This window comes from Mesorhizobium humile (genome assembly GCF_033977215.1).
Taxonomy (GTDB): domain Bacteria; phylum Pseudomonadota; class Alphaproteobacteria; order Rhizobiales; family Rhizobiaceae; genus Mesorhizobium; species Mesorhizobium humile.
This window is the reverse complement of the sequence record NZ_JAVIIV010000006.1, coordinates 218,794-237,586: the sequence shown is the minus strand read 5'-3', so window position 1 is coordinate 237,586 and position 18,793 is coordinate 218,794. Positions and strand designations below refer to the sequence as shown.

The following is an 18,793-nucleotide window of genomic DNA, read 5'->3' as shown; positions in this document are numbered from 1 at the left end:
AGAGTTCAGCTAAAGGCAAATAGCTACAGCCATCGCCGAGCACGCCTTTGTGCCTATGTTCAACGAACTTTGAGCAACTGGGCGAGGTTCGCTAGCATTTTCTCCCAGAGCTGTTGCGCATCAGACGGTCCGGCGCCGCTCGCCTGGAAATCCAAGTGCGAGCCTGACCCCCTGGGTGTGATCGTCACATCGATCTGCGCCAGGCCGGCGAAGTGTTGGGGCACTCCCAACGTGAATGACAGGCGTGTCGGCGGCTCGCAAATCGCGTACCGACCATCATGCGTGATGATCTCACTACACTCGTGTTCGACAATTGAAAAAGCGCCGCCCGCCCGAGGGTCGGTTTGTGCTTCGAGCGTGTTTGTCGGCGATTTGAACAGCCATCGCTCAATCAGCGACGGGTCGACCCACGCGGCAAATACCGCTTGGGGGTCTGCGTCGAGATCGAGCGCAACCTTGGCTTTGACTTCTGCCGTCGACATTTTACGCTTCCTAGGGCCTTACAAAGCGCTGGGCTTCGGGATTTGTTCCCTTGCGCGAACGCCCGACAGCGGGCCGCTTAAAGAACCATGTCCATTGGGGCCGCATTTGATGCAGTGGCCGGCTCCTCCGCCGGCATCGCGGCGTGCCACTTTGCGGTGTTTTTTGATGCATCAATGACGGGGGAGTGTCGGTGGGTCCTGATGCTTCCGTTTCCTCACGGACCCTCACTTGCGCTCTTTCTTGCCGAGGCTCGTCTGGATGGGGCAAGGTAGGATAGCTTCACCGCGATTCGAAAAAAGTACCGTCACGGTCTTACCTACGCGGAACCAGGATTTGGTCCAACAAAGGTCGATTGATGCTGGAAACTACCAAAAAATTTTCAGGAATTTTCCCTTTAATCAACGCCATAGATTCTTGACAGCCTCGGGTCGGCATTGCCGGCTGCAAAAAATGAAAAACCCAACTTAATCAAGGGCCTAGCTTAGGCGAAAAATAATCGAGTGGGCAACATCCACAGCGGAAATAGTTGTCGCAGCCATTGTAAACAACCGCTTCGACCATTCATCTCGGTTGAGCCACCGAAGTCGCGTTGGATGTGCTACGTATTGTGACACAAATCGACCCGGAAAATACAAAAAAACAAATAAAAACAACGAAATAGCGCTGAGGCCGATCCCAGCCAACTGGATCAACGTTGGACTTCCCCGCTGAAGCCTTGCCCGCAGCTAGGCATCCCTTACGCCAGCACGGTCACTCCATTAGGTCGTTAAGCGCCGCGAGGAGATTGCTGATCGGGAAAACGCGGGATGAATTTGCGAAGACTGTGTTTATGTTCAACTTTGCAATCGTTTCACACGCTGGCGCGCTGCATTGAGGCGATCTTCCTTCGCCTTGTGATCCCGCAACGCACGTTCCAGATAGTCGTATAAAGGAAGCCACTTCTCGCCTTGGTCGCCACGCGCAACGATGATCTCTGCAACGCGGTCGAGCGCTCGCTCGATGCGCTCCGCGGTGACTGGGCGAGGGGTTGTAAAGTGACGCATCATGATATCAGCCTTCTGCAAGTCCAATGACTTACCCGTAGGGGGCTGCCTGTGGTGTAAGTGGATATCGCTCTAGGTCGCAGATTCCAGATTTGTATATAGTACATTGATATTGTGAGCGATCCGCAGAGCGTTGTGTCACGTTCCAGCCAAACACCGGAATCAAGCTAAGAGATTGAATCAATTCATCGAGCTTGTCTATTGAAAATGAACGCAATTGCTTGCATGGCGAACCAGGTTCCTGACGCTCGACGTTGGCTCTGTACAATTTCCAGGGCGGAGAAGGTCGCAGCACGGAGTTATACGGAACGATACGGGAGAACTGCAGTTTTTTGTCCTCGAAAAAGCAAATAAAACCAACTAGCTATGGTCGCCCTCCGGGCCCACCATATTAACAATATCAGTGAGTTAGCTCCGGATTCTTACAATCCTGTCGAGCTGAGGAAACCTACCTTACGGAAACTGTGCACATAAGAAGTCTTTTGGTGTCGCTGTCTGAGTTAGACTTCTCCTGTTTGGTATTGACCAGCGACATCTAGTCCATGAAGTCTCGCTCAGAAAGACCTCAGACCAAGGCGTGCGGTGATCGGCGGCTACAGCGTGCGAATGGGATGGTTTGATCGTCACCAGACGTCATCGGACCGCACGCTCAACGCCTCACAGGAAAGCGGAGTGGCCGGCTCCACGAAATCTGGGCGGTGCTGTTCCTCACAAGAGCTTCGAAATGTCAGCCGCCATATCCAGAAGCCTTGCGGTCAGCGCCGGAAGTGTCTCGGCCCTGATGCTCGGTAGTGTGGGATGAGACAGAGACACCGCTTACCTGCAAAACTAATCTTTCTTGGCTTTTCTAGGTTCGCCAGACCATACGAGATCATGCGAAGGATATGGGTTGGCTAACCATCCGCTAAGCCATTGATTTTCCTTGCAAGTCTCACACCCTCCGGGCCCACCAAAACGACCACCTAAGTGGCTGATTTTTATGCCATTTTTCTCAATTGGCCCCACAAGGTGGACTCGAACCCCCTATTTCTGACCAACCACTTATTGGTCGTACGTGCGCCAGTTACGAAGATGTTGAGGCAGACAACTGACCCCATTCTGATCGTTTGTTGAGGTCGCGTCCCCCAAGCAGACATTCTCAATTGCCATACTAGTGGTGATCGCGAACTCGACAGTGGGAGCATTCCACCATTGGCAGGGGTGCAGCGCTTCAAACAATCTCCGCGTTCTCGGTAGTGAAAGATATTCTGGCGTGCCGGCGCTATGCATATTGGCAAGATCGGCCGCTTGGGGCGGGGCGTCATAGGGACCCTACCTTTATCTTCGAACCATTGGTCAGTCGCGCGAGCTGGAAGGGAGTCGGATCGACGCTTGGCGTCTCATTGGTGATCAATTCCGCGGCAAGGTAACCTAGGCCTGGGCCAAGGCCGAAGCCGTGACCGGAGCAGCCCGCTGCCAGATAAAACCCTCCCAACTCTTCGATCCCGGACACCACCGGCACCGCGTCAGGGGTGCAGTCGACGTAGGCACCCCATGCGTGATCGATTTCGAGGCCTGCCAGTTGGGGAAATGTGCCACGCACATTATCCATGATCGCATTGACCAGCCGTCGATTTGGAGCAGGACCGAGAACGCGATTGCGCTCGAAAATCGTCGGATCCTTCCCCAAAAGCGCGTCCAGGGACTCGGGGCCGGCGAAAAACGACCTGCCGAACCCCATCTGCACCGCCTTTAGGCGCTTGATGAATTGCGGCAAGAACTCGCGGGCGAAGCGGATGCCCTGCGGCGTCACTTCCAGCGAGGCACGGCCGCTGATCGCCATGGTATAGCTGCCGTCAAGCCGCCGGGTCATCGCGAAATCAGGACTATAGAGGACCTCGCCGACGTTAACCGTCCGCTTCGTGCGCACCGCAGTTTGCCGCACGCTCGCCTGCGGGAAGACGATTCCATGGCGACCGAGGAAGCCAGAGGCCCAGGCACCGGCGGCGCACAGCACGGCATCGGCACGGATGTAGCCCTTTTCGGTATGTATCCCCGTTACCCGGCCGTTGGCGACATCCAGGCCGCGTGCGGCGCAGTTCTGATGGATTGTCGCGCCCAGCGCGCGGGCGCCTTCCGCTAGCGCCGGCGCGGCGATAGCAGGCTCGGCCTTGCCGTCCGCGACAGAGTGCAATCCACCGACCCATTTGCGTCTTGTTTCCGGAATTCGGTTTCCGGCTTCAGCCGCACTCAGCATATGGGTTTCGACGCCGAACTCTCTCGCCGTTGGCCTCCAGGCTTCCCAGCCAGCCAGCATCGCGGCATTATCCGTCGTGTAGATGAGGCCTGTGCGGCGGAAGCCCAGATCCTGTCCTATATCGGTCGCCAAATTGGCCCACAGCCGCATGGAAATGAGCGACAGAGGCATTTCGCGAGGATCGCGGTTCTGCTGCCGACACCAGCCCCAGGTGCGGCTCGATTGCTCACATGCGACATGGCCTTTTTCGAGCAGCGCTACGGAGAACCCACGCTTTGCAAGAAAATAGGCGGAGGCGGTGCCGACGATTCCTGCGCCTACGACCACAGCGTCCACTGCCTTCGGAAGGGCTTCATCGCTGGAGACAGACCGGACGACAGGAGACATGCGTAAGAAACCTTGTTGCATTGATGCGGATTGCGGACCGTCTTTGCTGTGGTGTGATTTGCGAGAGCGGCCATGATCGTCTCGCAGAGCGATGGGAAGATGGTCCGTTGGGCTTACGCGTTCAGCCTTGGCTAGGGAGGCTCGCGATCGCGTCTATTTCTACCAGATAGCCATAGTGCAATTCAGGCACAGGAACGACCGTACGCGCGGGCCGCGCCTTGCCCAGCATTTCCCCGTAAACGCGATTGAACTCCGGCCAGTTCTGTAGCCGACGATATAGGCCGTCACACGGCAGAGGTCGTCCGGCTTGCCGCCAGCTGCCTCCAGGATCGCGAGCATGTTGGCGATAGTCAGGCGTGCCTGGATTTCGAAGCTTGTGTCGGCGAGTGGCGCCTTATCGGCCCTGATGGGAAGCTGGCCTGAAATGTACAGACTGTTCCCGGATCGAACAGCCTGCGAATAATAGCCCGCCGGCGCTGGCGCGTCCTCAGTCAGGATGGTTTGCGGCTTGCTGTTCATTCCCAACCGCCAAAGCGCTGCCACTCGCTTTCGACAAAGTCGGAGGCACTACGGACGACATGGTAGCTGCGATGCTGGGCCCCGGTCGCGCAAGCGTGATTGGGTAAAATCCGCACCCGGTCGCCGATCTTGAGCTCGGGCAAAGTCGCGCCGGAGCCTGGGCGCACCTTGATAATGCCATGCTCTTGGTTCGCATCGGCCAGTATAATATTGTCAAAAAGCCGGCCACTGCTGTCGCAGACGACGCCATAGCCCTGATTGACCTCCTGCCTGGCGGTTCCGAGATCCCGAGACATCGCCATCCACCCGGCGTCGATCAGTATCCAGCCCTTCTCATGCTGATGGCCAATGACGGTCGCCAGCACGGAGATCGCAATATCCTCAATCCGGCAGATGCCAATCCCAGCCATCACCAGGTCGAAGAACACGAAAACGCCCGCACGGACTTCAGTCACGCCGCTCAGGTCCACAGCATGATGCGCGGTCGGCGTCGAACCGACGCTGACGACGGGGCAGGGCAAGCCCGCGTCGCGCAGAATGGTGGCCGCGGCGACGGCAGCATGCCGCTCTTCCTCGGCGCAGCGCTGCAGCGCCTCGTCTCCTCGCGCCGCATAGCTGCCGCCGGCATGGGTCAGAACGCCGCGCAACTCTCCCCCGTCGATCAAGGCTCTGCCGATTGCAACCAGCCGATCCCGGTCGTCTGGGAGGACGCCGGATCGGTGGCCGTCGCAGTCGACTTCGATCAGGGCGGGGATGGCTATGCCGGTTTCTCGCGATGTTGCGGCGACCGCTTCCGCTTGTTCGACCGAGTCGAGAATCACGGCAAGGTCGACGCCCTGCCTCCGCAGCTCGATTACCTTGGCCAGCCTCCATGGTGCGATGCCCACGGCATAGATGATGTCCCGGACACCGGCATTCGCAAAGAGCCGCGCTTCCCTGAGGGTGGAGACGGTCGCCGGCCCCTCTCTGGTGGTCATGACGCGGCGGGCAACCTCGATTGACTTTGCAGTCTTGAGATGCGGGCGCAGCGACACGCCAAGAGGTACGAGCCGTTCGCGTAGTCGAACGATGTTGCGGTCCATACGATCGGCGTCGAGGATTAGGCAAGGCGTTTCCAGATCGTCGAGACGTCTGGCGGCGCTCTCGTGCCGCACCTGTTCCAAGGTTTCTGCCTCACCCACCGTCTGCTTCCTCGCGTCTATTTTGATGATCATTTGCATCGACTCTCGAAAGACGAGCGGCGCGAGACCGGCAGCTGAAACTCGGGCCGCTCATCCCGGAAAAAATCCCAGGATGGCTTTGGTCTCGAGATACTCCTCGAGACCAAAGACGCCATATTCCCGACCGTTGCCCGACTGCTTGTACCCTCCAAAAGCCGCAAAACCGTCCCATGCGGGATGGTTGATATGCACTTGGCCGGCGCGAATTTTCCCCGCAACGCGACGTGCGCGCTGGATATCGCCGGATTGAACATGGGAACCCAGACCATAGACAGTGTCATTGGCGATGCGGATTGCCTCATCCTCATCCTGATAGGGGATGAGGCACAGCACCGGCCCGAAGATCTCTTCCTGCGCGATACGCATTCCCGACCGCACTTCGGAGAAGATGGTCGGCTTCACGAAATAGCCCTTCGACAGATCTTCAGGTCGTCCGGGGCCGCCGCAGACGAGCTTGGCGCCTTCGGCAATCCCGATGCGTATCATGTCCTGCACTTTGTCGAACTGGTTAAGATTGGCGAGCGGACCAAGGACGGTTGCCTCGTTGAGCGGGTCGCCGACAGTCATGGTAGCCGCAGCCGACGCCGCCAGTTCTTCCACCTCCCGTAGTCTTTTGACGGGTACGAGCATTCGCGTGGGGGCGCTACACGACTGGCCGACATTGCGAAATGCGGCGGCTACGCCGAGAGGTACAACCCGCGCCCAATCGGCGTCGTCAAGCAGAATGTTGGGTGATTTGCCTCCCAACTCCTGGGTTACGCGCTTAACCGTGGGCGCCGCCGCCTGCGCCACCAGCACGCCCGCGCGTGTCGATCCGGTAATCGAAATCATGTCGATGTCAGAATGTGAAGCGAGCGCTGCGCCAACATCTTCCCCCGTGCCGGTCACCATATTAAAAACACCCGGCGGCGTTCCGGCGTCATGCATGATCTGCGCGAACAGCTGGGCGCTGAACGGAGAAAGTTCACTGGGCTTGAGGACGATGGTGCAGCCGGCTGCGAGCGCCGGGGCAACCTTCGCTGTGATCTGATAAAGCGGCCAATTCCATGGTGTAATAAGACCGCAGACGCCTATCGCTTCCTTCGCGATCGCAGTCGTGCCCTGCTCCTTAATGAAGCGGAAATCTGCCAGCACCTCGATCGCGGTGCGGATATGTGCCAGCCCGAACGGAACCTGCGAGGCGCGGACAAAGGCGATGGCCGATCCCATCTCATGGCATATTGCCTGAGCCAGATTCTCAAATCGCTCTTCGAGGAGAGTGAGAATCCGCTTAAGCAAATGGATGCGCTCGGACGGTGATGTCGCTGCGAATGACGGAAACGCGCCGCGAGCAGCGGCAACGGCAATGTCGACATCCAATCCGCTGCCTCGAGCGACAGACCCAATTGCCGCTTCCGTCACCGGGCTGATGATTGGGATCGCCGCGGCTGGCCTTGCAGGGAGTCTCCAGCCGCCGTCGAGATAAAGCAGATCGCATCGCGACATTTCCATCGATTCGCTTTCTCCCTTCGCACTCCAACAGAGGCGGCGGGTCAGGCTGCTTTATCGGCGCCCGTTGCCTGATTGGGGAGAATATGCCACGACATGAATATTACAATTAATCCAATCTTCATTGTTGATTAAGGTCTGGCTTAATGATCTCGACCGACGATCTGACCTTCTTCCATGTCCTTGCGACCGCGCCCTCGCTCGCGGAAGCTGCAAGGAGGCTCGATGTGACGCCTCCGGCGGTGACACAGCGCCTGCGGGCACTCGAGAGCCGCGTCGGCGTCAAACTCATCGAGCGAACGTCACGCGGCCTCAGCCTTACGGATGAGGGCGAACTGGTGGCTTCGGAGGGCGCTACGATCATCGCAGCCGTTGACGATCTGTCGGAGCGACTGGCCAGCCGAACCAGCCAGGTGCGGGGCCATTTGCGTGTTGCCGCGCCCTATGGCTTTGGAAGGCGATATATCGCACCGATCGTACAGGCATTTGCGGGCAAGCATCCTGCGGTATCGGTCACATTGGAACTCTTCGATAGCCCGATACGACAGATGTCCGAAAGCTGGGACATCGTGGTGCACATAGGATCATTGCCGGAGAGCGATCGCCTGGTAACCACGCTCGCGCCGAACCAGCGCGTTCTTTGTGCATCCCCCAGCTATCTGCAGCATAGTTTGCCTATCCTCAAGCCGGACGATCTTGTCCTGCATCGATGTCTCGCCCTTCGAGAAAACAACGAAGACGTAACGCTTTGGCGCTTTGCCCATTCCAAGCAAGGCAACACCACCGTTCGAGTGAAGCCGTCCATGTCGAGCAATGATGGCGAGATCGTCCGCGACTGGGCGCTCGCCGGCCTGGGGGTCATGGTACGAAGCGAGTGGGATGTGGCGGATGATCTGGCAGCAGCAAGATTGCAGGCCATTCTCCCATGCTGGTCATTGCCACAGGCAGACGTGGTTGCACTGCTCCATGCCCGCCATGGACGTAGCAGTCGGACCAATAAGTTTCTGCAGGCGCTTAGGGATAGCCTGAACTCACCTCCATGGCGTCGGTGAAATGCCCGCCTTCTCGTGCGGCCTTCTCTAAGACGCCGGTCCGATATCTTGCTCCTCTAAAGCGCGTCGCATCGAAACGGCTTCATGCGCCGCGCTTTAAGTCTTTGTTTTGATGCATGTCGTTGTCCCAGAACCGCTGCACACTTCTGGGCGACATGCATTAGGCCGCGCGGCCGAAGCGATCGATCCTGAAATCATCAAGCGGCGTTTCGCAACGGCCGGTCGCAATGAGTTCGGCCATGGCGTCTCCAACACCTGGACCGAGTTGGAAGCCGTGTCCGCTGAAGCCGAAGGCATGGAACAGGCCTGGCGTCGTCATCGAGCGTCCCATGACGGGCAACATGTCCCGAACATAGCCCTCGCAGCCGGACCATGTTCGGATGACTGCCACCTGGCCGATCGCCGGCAGCAGCCGCGCGACGGCGCGCAACTGGGTCGACAGCCGCGTGGGGTCGGCGACCGCGTGACCTGGGTCGAGGTCCACCGCCACCCTTTCAGCGGCTCCGCCGAACACGATGTTGCCCCTCTCGACCTGACGCAGATAGGCGCCATGGTCCTTGTCGCGCGTCCAGAAGCCAATCACCGGCGGTACTCGATAGGGCAGCGGCTCGGTCACCCCCATCTGCGGGCCGCGGGCATCGAGTGGAACCTCCTCACCGAACTGCGCGGCGATGCGCGCGCCCCAGGCACCGGCGGTATTGAGCAGGCACTCGGCGTTGAATGAACCTTTTGAGGTGGTGACAAGGAAGCCGGAGCCTGTGTGCCTGATCGCCTCGACCTGGGCTCCCTCGACGATTTCCACGCCGAGCCTCCGGGCAGCGTCGGCGAAGGCCGGCGCGATCAGCCGCGGATTGCCGCTGCCGTCGTGCGGCGAAAACGATGCCGCGATGGCCTCGGGACCGAGACCCGGGAAACGGGCATGGATCTCACGCGAAGTGAGTTCCTCCAGGTCAAGGCCCCAGGATCGCGCCGCCTCTGCATAGGCCCGCATGTCGGCGAGACTGCCTTCATCGAAGATCAGGCGGATATGACCGGTGGCGCGGAATTCCACGTCCCGGCCAAGCATTTTCTCGGCCTCGCCCCACAGCCTGAGCGAGCGATGGGCCAACGGGAGCTGGGACAGATGGCGACCCGTGCGCCGGATGTTGCCAAAGGAGGCGACAGTCGCTCCGGTGCCGATCCGATTGCGCTCGATCAGCGTCACGCGCGCGCCGCGTCTGGCGAGGAAATACGCCGAAGCCGTCCCCATCAGTCCGCCGCCGAGCGCGATCACATCCATAGTCATTCCTTGAGCAGGGCGGATGATCCTTGAATGCGCCAATCTTGTCCGCGCCGCGGCATTGCGTCAAAGACAGGTTTGAACCAGAGTCATAAGTTGTACCTATGGAGTAGCGATGCGAGCCCGGCAGCTGGAAGTGTTCATCGCCGTCATGCGCGCCGGCACCGTGACAGCTGCGGCTCGGATGCTGAACATCTCCCAGCCGGCGCTGAGCCAGATCCTGCTTCACACCGAGGACGAACTCGGCTTCGCGCTGTTCGAACGGGTGAAGGGCAGGCTGCGCCCGACTCCGGACGCGCTGGAGATTTTCCCGGATGCCGAGAGGCTGTCGGCAGGGCTTGACGGACTACGCCGCAAGACCACCGACCTTCGGCTGGGTCGCACTGGGCTAGTCCGGGTTGCGGCCTCACCGCCGCCCGCCATGGCGATCCTGCCGCGCGCCTTCACCAAATTCCGGGCCCAGCATCCCAATATTTTGCTGCGTTCCCATAGCGCACCGATCGCCACAATCGTAGACATGCTGCGCACGGGCGACGCCAGCCTCGGCGTGGCCATGGACGACCGCCTGCCTCCCGACATCGAGGCGGAGGTGATCGGAAGTGTCGGCTTCGCATGCCTGCTACCCGCCGGGCACGCCTTGCAAAGGAAAACTGAGCTGACGCTCGCCGATCTCGCCCGGGAAGAGCTGATATCCTATCACGGAAACACACGCCCTGCCGACGAATTGGCCCTGGCGGCGCGCGCGCAGGGTGTCAAACTTTCACCGTCGCTTGAGATCGACGTCTCCATCTCCGCGATCGGCTTCGTCCAGGCTGGTCTGGGTATTGCCCTGGTCGACGCGCTGTTGCCTTGGCAGCAGTTCGCCGGGCTCGCGGTCAGGCCGCTGGCGGCGGGACCGGAATTTCCGGTCGCGCTTCTTACCTCGCGCACACGAGCGCTTTCACGGGCCGATGAGATGATGCGAGATGAGATCCGTGCGGCCTGTTACGCAATCCTCGGCGAACATCGCGCAAGACCATAAGCAAGACTTATATCCTTGTCCATCATGCGTCTTGGACGTGGACCATCCGGTCGTGCCAGCATCCAGGTGGCAGACAGGAAGGGACGCATCATGGATGGTGCCATCGCGGCGGATCTAGCGCAGGACGGAGCCGACTGGAAGGTCGGCGTCGATATCGGCGGCACCTTCATCGACTTCTGTGCGCTCGAGGTAAATTCCGGGCGGGTCGCCTCGCTGAAAGTGCTGACGACACCAGAAGATCCGGGTGCCGAGCTGATGACGGGTCTTGCTCTTCTGGCCGAGCGCGAAGGCTTCAATCCTGCCCGTATGACGCGCTTCGTGCACGGTACGACCGTCGGCATCAACACGATCATCCAGCGCAAGGGCGCGCCGCTGGCACTGTTCACCAATGCCGGCTTCGAGGACGTGATCGAGCTCGCACGGCTTCGCATGCCGGACATGTATTCGCTGTTCTGCACGCGGCCGGAGCCGCTGATCTCGCGAGACATGGTCTTCGGCATTCCGGTTCGCATGCGCGCCGATGGCAGTGAATCCCAGGCGCCGGACATGGACGCCGTGGAAAGGGCAGTCGCGACGGCGAAAGCAACCGGGGCACAAGGGATCATCGTGTCCTTCCTCCATTCCTGGCGCAACGGCGAACAGGAGGCTTCGGTGAAGGCGGCGATCGCGCGTCTTGCGCCCGAACTCTTCGTCTTCTCCTCGGCCGAGGTGTGGCCGGTCATCCGCGAATACGAGCGCAGCTCGACCGCCATTCTCAACGGCTACGTCCATCCGCGCGTCTCGGGCTATCTGACGGCGCTGGAAGAGCGGCTGAAAGGAAGCGGCGTGCCAGCGCGCCCGATGCTGACGAAATCGAACGGCGGGTTGATGAACGCTGCCGAAGGCAAGCACGCCTGCGTAAACATGCTGCTGTCGGGAACGGCCTCCGGCGTCATCGGCGCCTCGTGGCTCGCGCGTCAGGCAGGCGAGGATAAGATCCTGACCCTCGATATCGGTGGGACCTCGGCCGACTTCGCTCTCATCATCGGCGGTGAGCCGCAATTCGGCACCGGCGAGCTGATCGGTGAATTTCCGCTCCACATTCCTTCCGTGTCGGTAAGCTCGATCGGCGTAGGCGGCGGCTCGATCGCCAGCGTCGACGCCCAAGGGGTGCTACGGGTCGGGCCGGAGTCGGCCGGCTCGACGCCTGGGCCTGCATGCTACGGCCGTGGCGGCGAGCGCGCGACGGTGACGGACGCCATGGTGGTGTGCGGATGGCTCGGCCACACTGAGATGGCCTATGGCCAGCTCAAGATCGATGTCGGGTTGGCCCATCGCGCGGTCGGCGACCTTGCCTCCCGACTCGGCCGCACGGTTGAGCAGACCGCGCAGGCGATCCTCGACATTGCGGTGTCTGAAATGTTCGTCGAGGTCGAGAAACTCGCCTCGCGCGCAGGCGTGGACTTGCGGGATTTCACGCTGATGCCTTTTGGCGGCGGCGGGCCTATGCTCGGCGCCTTCCTTGCCCGCGAACTCGGGATGACACGCCTCATGGCGCCTCGTCGCCCCGGTGTAGTGTCGGCGCTGGGCGGGCTGGTGGCGGATCTGCGCGGAGACTTCATACGCACCATCTTCGCTCCATTGTCGGATGCGTCACTTCCAGGAATTCACAGCGCCTTCGAGGCTCTCGCGCGGGAAGGTCGCGACTGGCTGGCGGCACAGGGCCACGACGCGGCAGCGGAACTCAGTCTCTCCTGCGACATGCGATACGTCGGGCAGAGCTATGAGATCGAGGTCGTCCTTTCGCCGGAATGGCTCATGGACGGCGACGCGGCCGCCATCGCGCAGGCTTTCCACCTCACGCATGAGCGCCTCTACGACTTCCACGACCCGGACGGCGAGATCGAACTCGTCAATGCCAGGCTGGCCGCCGTGGGCGCCGGTCCGGCATTGTCCTTCCCGGAGATCGACGAGAAGGACGCCCCGGCCATCCCAGCGCGCCGGCTCCCGGTCTACACCGGCCTGAGCGTCGAGACCGTCGATCTCCACGACCGGCAGGCGCTCGTGCCGGGCAGCGTGTTCCACGGGCCTGCCGTGGTGGTGCAGGAAGACACCACCTTCGCGATCCCCATCGGAACGCAGGCACGCGTCGATCGCCATCTCAACCTACTTCTGACCTTCGGGGAGTGACGCCATGTTCGACCGAACAAACCTTCAGGTTCTGGCGAACCACGCCCGCGCAGCCGCCGAAAATATGGCCCATACGCTGCACCGCACCGCGCACTCCGCCTTCGTCAAGGAGACGCAAGACTTCACGGTGATGCTGCTGGACCGCTCCGGCGCGACCTTCGCCGTCCCAATGGAACTCGGCACCACCTGGCATCCCGGGGTTTCGTATCACCGCGCGATCGCGATGGTGGACGACTACCGGCCGGGAGACGTTGCCTTCACCAACGATCCCTATTCCGGCTACGTTGCCACCCACGCGCCCGACACGCATTTGTGGAAGCCGGTCTTCGTCGATGGCGAGATCATCGCCTGGACCGGAGGCCACATCCACAACACCGACATGGGCGGGGCGGTGCCCGCTTCTCTCAGCCGGGCGCTGACCGAAATCCATCAGGAAGGCATCCGTTTTCCTCCCATGAAGCTCGTGAATGAAGGCGTTTTCGACGAGATGATCCTGCGGATCATGAGCACCAATGTGCGCAAGCCAGATCTCAACATCGGCGATATCAAGGCGCTGGTCGGCGCGCTCAACACCGGCGAGCGCAAGATCCACGCGATGGTGCGGAAGTTCAGCAAGGCCGGCTTCGTCGAAGGCGTTGCCGCTCTTCTCGACCATGCGGAGGCGCAGGCACGCGACGTGCTGCGCTCCATGCCAGACGGCACATGGGAATTCGCCGACTATGCCGACGAGGATTCGGTCGAGGCCAATCCCTGCCGGCTGAAGTTGACGCTGACGATCAGGGGCGACGAGGCGGTGCTCGACTTCACCGGTTCAGATCCGCAGCTCGGCTCCTCACTCAATGTGCCCGCGGGCGGTGACCCGCGCCACACCATCCTGCTCGTCGGCGTCTACTATGTGCTCTATACGCTCAACCCGAAGATCCTGCTCAACACGGGCCTCACCCGGCCGTTCACCTGCATTGCCCCCGAAGGTTCGGTGCTGAACCCGGTCTATCCCGCTGCCGTGGGCATGCGCTCGCTCACCTGCGCCCGCCTGCGGTCGGTCATCTTCGGCGCCTTTTCGCAAGCGGTGCCGGCACGCCTGCCGGCGGCACCGGCTGGCAACAACTGCATCGTCAACGTCATGACGACGGACGAGCGCACCAGCCGGACCGTCATCGCTGCAGTGAACCCGGTGGTAGGGGGCGGCGGCGCGATGCCGCATCGCGACGGGACCAACGGATCGGGCGCCGATGCCGCCTATCTCAAGAACACGCCGATCGAGATCACCGAAACCGAGACCCCGGTCGAATTCCTGAAATACGGGCTCGCCCGGGATAGTGGCGGGGCGGGCCGCTGGCGCGGTGGGCTGGCGACCGAGATGGCCTTCCGTGTCTTCGCCCCCGATTCCAGGATCACGGCGCGCAACCGCGACCGCAGCTTCTTTCGTCCCTGGGGCGTGCTGGGCGGCAAGGCGGCCGGCCTGTCAGACATGATCGTCAATCCTGGGGCCGAACACGAGCGGCGGCTCGGCAACATCGACACCGCGGTGCTGCAGCCCGGTGACATGCTCGATATTCGCTCTGCCGGAGGCGGCGGGCGGGGCGATCCGCATCAACGCGAGCCTTGGCGGGTCGCGCAGGACGTTCGCCGCGGCTATGTCTCAGTGGCATCGGCGGAGCGCGACTATGGCGTCGTCATCCGCGACGGCGAGGTCGACGAGCAGGCGACGGAAGGACGGCGTGCACGGCAGCGTTCGGCCACCGGCCATTTCCATTTCGGCCCGGAGCGCGACGGCTACGAAGCGCAGTGGACGCCGGACGCCTATGACCGGCTCACCGCCATACTGAGGGATTTGCCGATCCACTGGCGGTTCTTCGCCAAGACGGAGATATTCCGCCGCATGAAGGGGCGTTCGGGACCGGAAGGCGTCCAGGTCGCATTCGATGCGGTCTGCGAACGGTTCCCCGAACTGCCTCGTCCTCACCCCGTGCGAGAGGCCGCGGAATGATCACCGCCGGCCGCATCGTCCGGCTGGTCGAGCGCGACCGCGCGGAGCTGTATTTCTTTCTGGACGGTGAGGTGCGCGGAGCGCTTGCCGGCGACACCGTGCTGACCGCCATGCTGGCGTCGGGGCATGCGTTGCGGAGGTCCGAGTTCGGACCCGAAGCGCGCGCCGGCTTCTGCCTGATGGGAGCCTGCCAGGATTGCTGGATATGGCAAGAGGATGGGCCGCGCCTGCAGGCATGTTCGACGCCGGTCGCTGAGGGCATGCGGTTGCGCACGGCGCCGCCAGAGAGCTGGCCGTGAGCGAGACTTTATCGCCACGCATCGTGATCGTGGGCGCCGGCCCCGCCGGCGTAAGAGCGGCCGCGACGCTGGTCGAGGCAGGATTCCACCCGGTGGTGATCGACGAGGGGCATCGCGCTGGCGGGCAGATCTATCGCCGCCCGCCTGCCGGCTTCGCCCGCACGCCCGAGCAGCTCTATGGCTCCGAGGCTGCTAAGGCCCGCGTGCTGCATGCGCTTTTCGATCGGCTGGCCAAAGAGGGGCGGCTCACCCATTGCGCGCACTGCTCCGTCATCGCCGTGCACGAGGGGCAACTGCACGTGCTGGGGGAGGGTGGCGTTGAAGTGATCGGCTATGACCGCCTGATCCTTGCCACCGGCGCGTCGGACCGCATCGCACCTGTCCCCGGCTGGCAAAGCGCTGGCGTCTACAGCCTTGGTGCGGCGCAGATCGCGCTCAAGGCGCAAGGCGTGGCCCTCGGGCGGCGGATCGTCCTGATGGGATCAGGGCCTCTGCTGACGCTGGTTGGCGCCCAGCTCGTCAAGGCTGGAGCGGATGTGGCGGCGGTGCTCGACACCTCGTCCTGGCGCCAGCAGATGCGGGGGCTCGGGGGACTTGCCGCCCGGCCATTGGTCGCGCTGCTCGGCCTGGCCCTGCGGGCGAGGCTCGGCGGCCGCTACCATGCGGGTGTGACGCTCGAACGAATCGAGGCCGACGAACAAGGTGTCACCGCGATGCGCTGGCGCGACGCTGGCGGAAGGCAGCGCCTCTCCCCATGCGACATGGTCGGCATGGGCTGGCACCTGCGGGCGGAAACGCATTTGCCCGATCTGGCGGGATGCGCCTTTACCTATGACGCACAGTGGCGGCAATGGCTGCCAAAGACCGACGAGATGGGTCGGGCCGGCAATGGCGTCTACCTTGCGGGCGATGGAGTTCGTCTTCTGGGAGCGGACGGCGCGGCGATCGCTGGGCGTCTCGCGGCGGCGGCATGCCTTGCCGATCTCGGACATCCGGCGCCCTCCACCGCAGCTGATCTGCGTAAGCTCGCGCGGCTTGCGCGCTTTGCCCGTGGCCTGGCTTGCGCCTTTCCCTGGCCGGCGTCGATGGCGCCGGCACTCCCCGACGATGCGATCGTCTGCCGCTGCGAGAATGTGAGTGCCGGAGATGTACGCCGAAGTGTGGATTTCGGTGGCGGCGAGGCCAACAGGGTCAAGTCGCTCTCGCGCGCCGGCATGGGGCGCTGCCAGGGGCGTTACTGCCTTTTGGCTGCCGTTGAGCTTGTTGCGGCGCAAGCAGGCTGCACGCCCGACGCCGTCGGCCGGTTTCGAGCACAGGCTCCTGCCCGGCCAGTGCCTATCAGCGCTTTTCTGCGAGAGTGCTGAGGCCGCGCATGGATGACGATCACATCCTAGAGCGGTTCAACGTTTCACGGAATCGCCGAACCGCTCTAAGTCTTTGTTTTTACGCAATTCCGGACGGAAAACCGCTACGCACTTTTCCTGGAATTGTTCTAGAAATCGGCGACCTTTCCCCAGGCCGAAGCATCGAAGCGCCGGGGATCATAGGATGTCGGATCGACGATCGGTTCCGACCCGGTCACCAGGTCCGCGACGAGGTGACCGGCGCCCGGCCCGATGCCGAAGCCGTGCCCCGAAAACCCGGCAGCCAGGAAGAAACCAGGAAGGGTAGCTATCTCGCCGATGGCGGGCACGCCATCCGGCGTGCTGTCGATGTAGCCGGCCCAGGCCGCGCTGATCTTCGTCTTTCGGAGGTCGGGCAGCAGCTCAAGCGCGCGGGCGTAGGTCAGGCGAATGGTCGCCCGGTCCGGGATCGGATCGAGGATGCGCATCCGCTCCATCGGCGTCGGCTGGTCGAGCGGCCAGTGTCGAAGCGTTTCGTGCCCCGAGCGCATGCCTTGCAGGCCGCCGGGCGCCAGGCTTCGCCACCGCTTCAGGAACATGGGCAGGAATTGCGAGGAGAAGCGCAACTGCTGCGGCGTGACGTCCACGCGGCCTCGCCCGCTTATGGCGAGCGTGTAGCCGCCGTCGCCGCGACGCGTGGACGAGATCCTTGCCGTGTGCAGCGCATCCGGCAGGCCCGCGGCACCGGGCGACACCGACAGGATGGAGGAACGGACCGACGCTTGTGGGAAGCGGAAGCCGAACTGATGGCAGAATGACGAGGCCCAGGCGCCGCCGGCCATCACCGCCGCCTTTGTCCGAATCGTTCCGCGTTCCGTGATCACGGCGCTCAGGCGTCCGCCCTCGGTCTCGATACCGCGCGCGGCGCAATTCTGATGTACGCTGCCGCCACGCTCGAGAATGGCGCGGGCGACCGCCGGTGCGGCCCGTGACGGATCGGCAGTGCCGTCGGTCGGTGAGAAGACGCCGCCCTTCCATGCCCGCTCCGTGGCGCGGCCGCGCTCGCTCGCCGCCGCGCCGTCGAGCATATGCGTGGTGACACCGGCCGTCTTGGCGAAGTCACGCCAGCGCGCCCAGCCGGCCAGCTCCGCCTCATCATTGCTGAGATAAAGCAGGCCGCAGCGGCGGAAGCCCGTGTCCTGGCCTGTTTCCGCTGCAAAGCGCTCCCAAAGATCGAGGCTTCGCATCGCCATCGGCAGCTCGCGGGCGTCGCGGTTCTGCTGGCGGCACCATCCCCAGTTCCGGCTGGATTGCTCTGCGCCGACAAATCCCTTTTCCACAAGCGCGACCTTCATGCCGCGCCTTGCCAGGTGATAGGCTGCGAAGACGCCGACGATGCCGCCGCCGATCACGACTGTATCCGCGGATCGCGGCAGTTCGCCGGATGTCTCGATTTGCTGCAGTGGCGCGCGCATGGTCTTCCCTGCTTCGACGCTTCAATCTAGCGCGTAGCGCAGGCAGCCGCTGCTGCAGTTAAGGCCGAAGCAGAATTTTATTCTGGCAGCTCCGCCGGAATCGGGAGGCCCTGCCTCTCGGAGGGTATCCGCCTGGATGGACAGGCCAGCCGGCTGTGATAGTCTCCATGAATCGTGGGCAAGGCAGCATTTTGTGCTGTGATGTGTTTTCTCCGGAGGCGGCCGTGAAATTGGATCGGATCGACATCAGGATACTTCACGAATTGCAGAAGAACGGCCGCATCACCAATGTGGAACTGGCGGAACTCGTGCATCTGTCGCCGAGCCCGTGCTTGATGCGAGTCAAGAGACTCCAGTCCGAAGGCTATATTGAAGGGTATTCCGCTCAGATCAATCTCGGCAAGCTCGGCCAGGCGCTGACTGTCTTCACCGAAATCACCTTGAAGAACCATCGTCAGGTTGACTTCGCCCGCTTCCTGTCCGTCGTGGAGAAGATCGACCAGGTCATCGAATGCCATCTTGTCTCAGGTGGCTACGACTACCTGATGAAATTTGTGACCGCCGGCATCGGCGAATACCAGACGATCATGGAGCGGCTGACCGACATGGACATCGGCATCGACAAGTATTTCAGCTTCGTCGTGCTGAAGTCACCCATCGTCAAGACGCACATGCCGCTGCCCAGCCTGTTTCCGATTTAGAGCAATTCCAGGAAAAGTGTACGCGGTTTTCCGTCCGGAATTGCGTTAAAACAAGGAGATAGAGCGGTTCGCCGTTTCCGTGAAACGG

Annotated in this window: 14 protein-coding genes and 1 pseudogene; 7 read left to right on the top strand and 8 right to left on the bottom strand. The window is 62.0% G+C overall.

The window, feature by feature from the left end; translation table 11 throughout:
• Positions 1 to 59: 59 nt before the first annotated feature.
• The 6 genes and pseudogenes from RFM52_RS12485 to RFM52_RS12460 form a co-directional block, all read right to left on the bottom strand.
• On the bottom strand, positions 60 to 482 hold the full coding sequence (locus tag RFM52_RS12485) for an SRPBCC family protein (protein WP_320293650.1): 423 nt from the start codon (positions 480 to 482) through the stop codon (positions 60 to 62).
• 834 nt (positions 483 to 1,316) lie between these two features.
• Positions 1,317 to 1,553 carry a hypothetical protein gene (locus RFM52_RS12480; RefSeq protein WP_320293651.1) on the bottom strand — a complete coding sequence of 79 codons (237 nt, stop codon included), beginning with the start codon at positions 1,551 to 1,553 and terminating at the stop codon, positions 1,317 to 1,319.
• 1,273 nt (positions 1,554 to 2,826) lie between these two features.
• Entirely contained in the window at positions 2,827 to 4,149 is a 1,323-nt protein-coding gene (locus RFM52_RS12475; protein WP_320293652.1) for an NAD(P)/FAD-dependent oxidoreductase, read from the bottom strand.
• Between the two features lie 121 nt (positions 4,150 to 4,270).
• Positions 4,271 to 4,668, bottom strand: a pseudogene (locus RFM52_RS12470) (RidA family protein).
• Positions 4,665 to 5,888, bottom strand: a complete 1,224-nt coding sequence (locus RFM52_RS12465; protein WP_320293653.1) for a DSD1 family PLP-dependent enzyme — start codon at positions 5,886 to 5,888, stop codon at positions 4,665 to 4,667. The pseudogene RFM52_RS12470 and the gene RFM52_RS12465 overlap by 4 nt, the downstream one beginning before the upstream one ends.
• Before the next feature lie 51 nt (positions 5,889 to 5,939).
• Positions 5,940 to 7,379, bottom strand: a complete 1,440-nt coding sequence (locus RFM52_RS12460; RefSeq protein ID WP_320293654.1) for an aldehyde dehydrogenase family protein — start codon at positions 7,377 to 7,379, stop codon at positions 5,940 to 5,942.
• Between the two features lie 143 nt (positions 7,380 to 7,522).
• Between RFM52_RS12460 and RFM52_RS12455 the strand changes: the two genes are divergently transcribed.
• A complete protein-coding gene (locus RFM52_RS12455; protein WP_320293655.1) occupies positions 7,523 to 8,428 on the top strand; it encodes a LysR family transcriptional regulator in 906 nt (301 codons plus the stop codon).
• Positions 8,429 to 8,588: 160 nt separating this feature from the next.
• On the opposite strand, the gene RFM52_RS12450 is transcribed toward RFM52_RS12455, so the two are convergent.
• Complete coding sequence (locus RFM52_RS12450) at positions 8,589 to 9,707, bottom strand: NAD(P)/FAD-dependent oxidoreductase (RefSeq protein WP_320293656.1); 1,119 nt, start codon at positions 9,705 to 9,707, stop codon at positions 8,589 to 8,591.
• Between the two features lie 115 nt (positions 9,708 to 9,822).
• Here RFM52_RS12450 and RFM52_RS12445 point away from each other — a divergent pair, with 115 nt between their 5' ends.
• The 5 genes from RFM52_RS12445 to RFM52_RS12425 all read left to right on the top strand — a co-directional run bounded on the left by RFM52_RS12445 (position 9,823) and on the right by RFM52_RS12425 (position 16,550).
• Positions 9,823 to 10,728: a LysR family transcriptional regulator gene (locus RFM52_RS12445; RefSeq protein ID WP_320293657.1), complete on the top strand. Its 906-nt coding sequence runs from the start codon at positions 9,823 to 9,825 to the stop codon at positions 10,726 to 10,728.
• A gap of 90 nt (positions 10,729 to 10,818) precedes the next feature.
• Positions 10,819 to 12,897 carry a hydantoinase/oxoprolinase family protein gene (locus tag RFM52_RS12440; RefSeq protein WP_320293658.1) on the top strand — a complete coding sequence of 693 codons (2,079 nt, stop codon included), beginning with the start codon at positions 10,819 to 10,821 and terminating at the stop codon, positions 12,895 to 12,897.
• A 4-nt stretch (positions 12,898 to 12,901) separates the two neighbouring features.
• Positions 12,902 to 14,887 carry a hydantoinase B/oxoprolinase family protein gene (locus RFM52_RS12435; RefSeq protein WP_320293659.1) on the top strand — a complete coding sequence of 662 codons (1,986 nt, stop codon included), beginning with the start codon at positions 12,902 to 12,904 and terminating at the stop codon, positions 14,885 to 14,887.
• Entirely contained in the window at positions 14,884 to 15,186 is a 303-nt protein-coding gene (locus RFM52_RS12430; RefSeq protein ID WP_320293660.1) for a (2Fe-2S)-binding protein, read from the top strand. The genes RFM52_RS12435 and RFM52_RS12430 overlap by 4 nt, the downstream gene beginning before the upstream one ends.
• Positions 15,183 to 16,550, top strand: a complete 1,368-nt coding sequence (locus RFM52_RS12425; protein ID WP_320293661.1) for an FAD/NAD(P)-dependent oxidoreductase — start codon at positions 15,183 to 15,185, stop codon at positions 16,548 to 16,550. The genes RFM52_RS12430 and RFM52_RS12425 overlap by 4 nt, the downstream gene beginning before the upstream one ends.
• A 128-nt stretch (positions 16,551 to 16,678) precedes the next feature.
• Here the strand turns inward: RFM52_RS12425 and RFM52_RS12420 are convergent, their stop codons facing one another.
• Positions 16,679 to 18,004 (bottom strand): NAD(P)/FAD-dependent oxidoreductase, encoded by a 1,326-nt coding sequence (locus tag RFM52_RS12420; RefSeq protein WP_320293662.1) that lies wholly within the window; start codon positions 18,002 to 18,004, stop codon positions 16,679 to 16,681.
• 224 nt (positions 18,005 to 18,228) lie between these two features.
• Here RFM52_RS12420 and RFM52_RS12415 point away from each other — a divergent pair, with 224 nt between their 5' ends.
• Complete coding sequence (locus RFM52_RS12415; RefSeq protein WP_320293663.1) at positions 18,229 to 18,705, top strand: Lrp/AsnC family transcriptional regulator; 477 nt, start codon at positions 18,229 to 18,231, stop codon at positions 18,703 to 18,705.
• Positions 18,706 to 18,793 lie beyond the last annotated feature (88 nt).

Excerpts from the sequence above, each read along its gene's own strand:
- RFM52_RS12485 (WP_320293650.1), bottom strand. The coding sequence starts at position 482 with ATGTCGACGGCAGAAGTCAAAGCCAAGGTTGCGCTCGATCTCGACGCA.
- RFM52_RS12475 (WP_320293652.1), bottom strand. The coding sequence starts at position 4,149 with ATGTCTCCTGTCGTCCGGTCTGTCTCCAGCGATGAAGCCCTTCCGAAG.
- RFM52_RS12465 (WP_320293653.1), bottom strand. The coding sequence starts at position 5,888 with ATGCAAATGATCATCAAAATAGACGCGAGGAAGCAGACGGTGGGTGAG.
- RFM52_RS12460 (WP_320293654.1), bottom strand. The coding sequence starts at position 7,379 with ATGGAAATGTCGCGATGCGATCTGCTTTATCTCGACGGCGGCTGGAGA.
- RFM52_RS12455 (WP_320293655.1), top strand. The coding sequence starts at position 7,523 with ATGATCTCGACCGACGATCTGACCTTCTTCCATGTCCTTGCGACCGCG.
- RFM52_RS12450 (WP_320293656.1), bottom strand. The coding sequence starts at position 9,707 with ATGGATGTGATCGCGCTCGGCGGCGGACTGATGGGGACGGCTTCGGCG.
- RFM52_RS12445 (WP_320293657.1), top strand. The coding sequence starts at position 9,823 with ATGCGAGCCCGGCAGCTGGAAGTGTTCATCGCCGTCATGCGCGCCGGC.
- RFM52_RS12440 (WP_320293658.1), top strand. The coding sequence starts at position 10,819 with ATGGATGGTGCCATCGCGGCGGATCTAGCGCAGGACGGAGCCGACTGG.
- RFM52_RS12435 (WP_320293659.1), top strand. The coding sequence starts at position 12,902 with ATGTTCGACCGAACAAACCTTCAGGTTCTGGCGAACCACGCCCGCGCA.
- RFM52_RS12430 (WP_320293660.1), top strand. The coding sequence starts at position 14,884 with ATGATCACCGCCGGCCGCATCGTCCGGCTGGTCGAGCGCGACCGCGCG.
- RFM52_RS12420 (WP_320293662.1), bottom strand. The coding sequence starts at position 18,004 with ATGCGCGCGCCACTGCAGCAAATCGAGACATCCGGCGAACTGCCGCGA.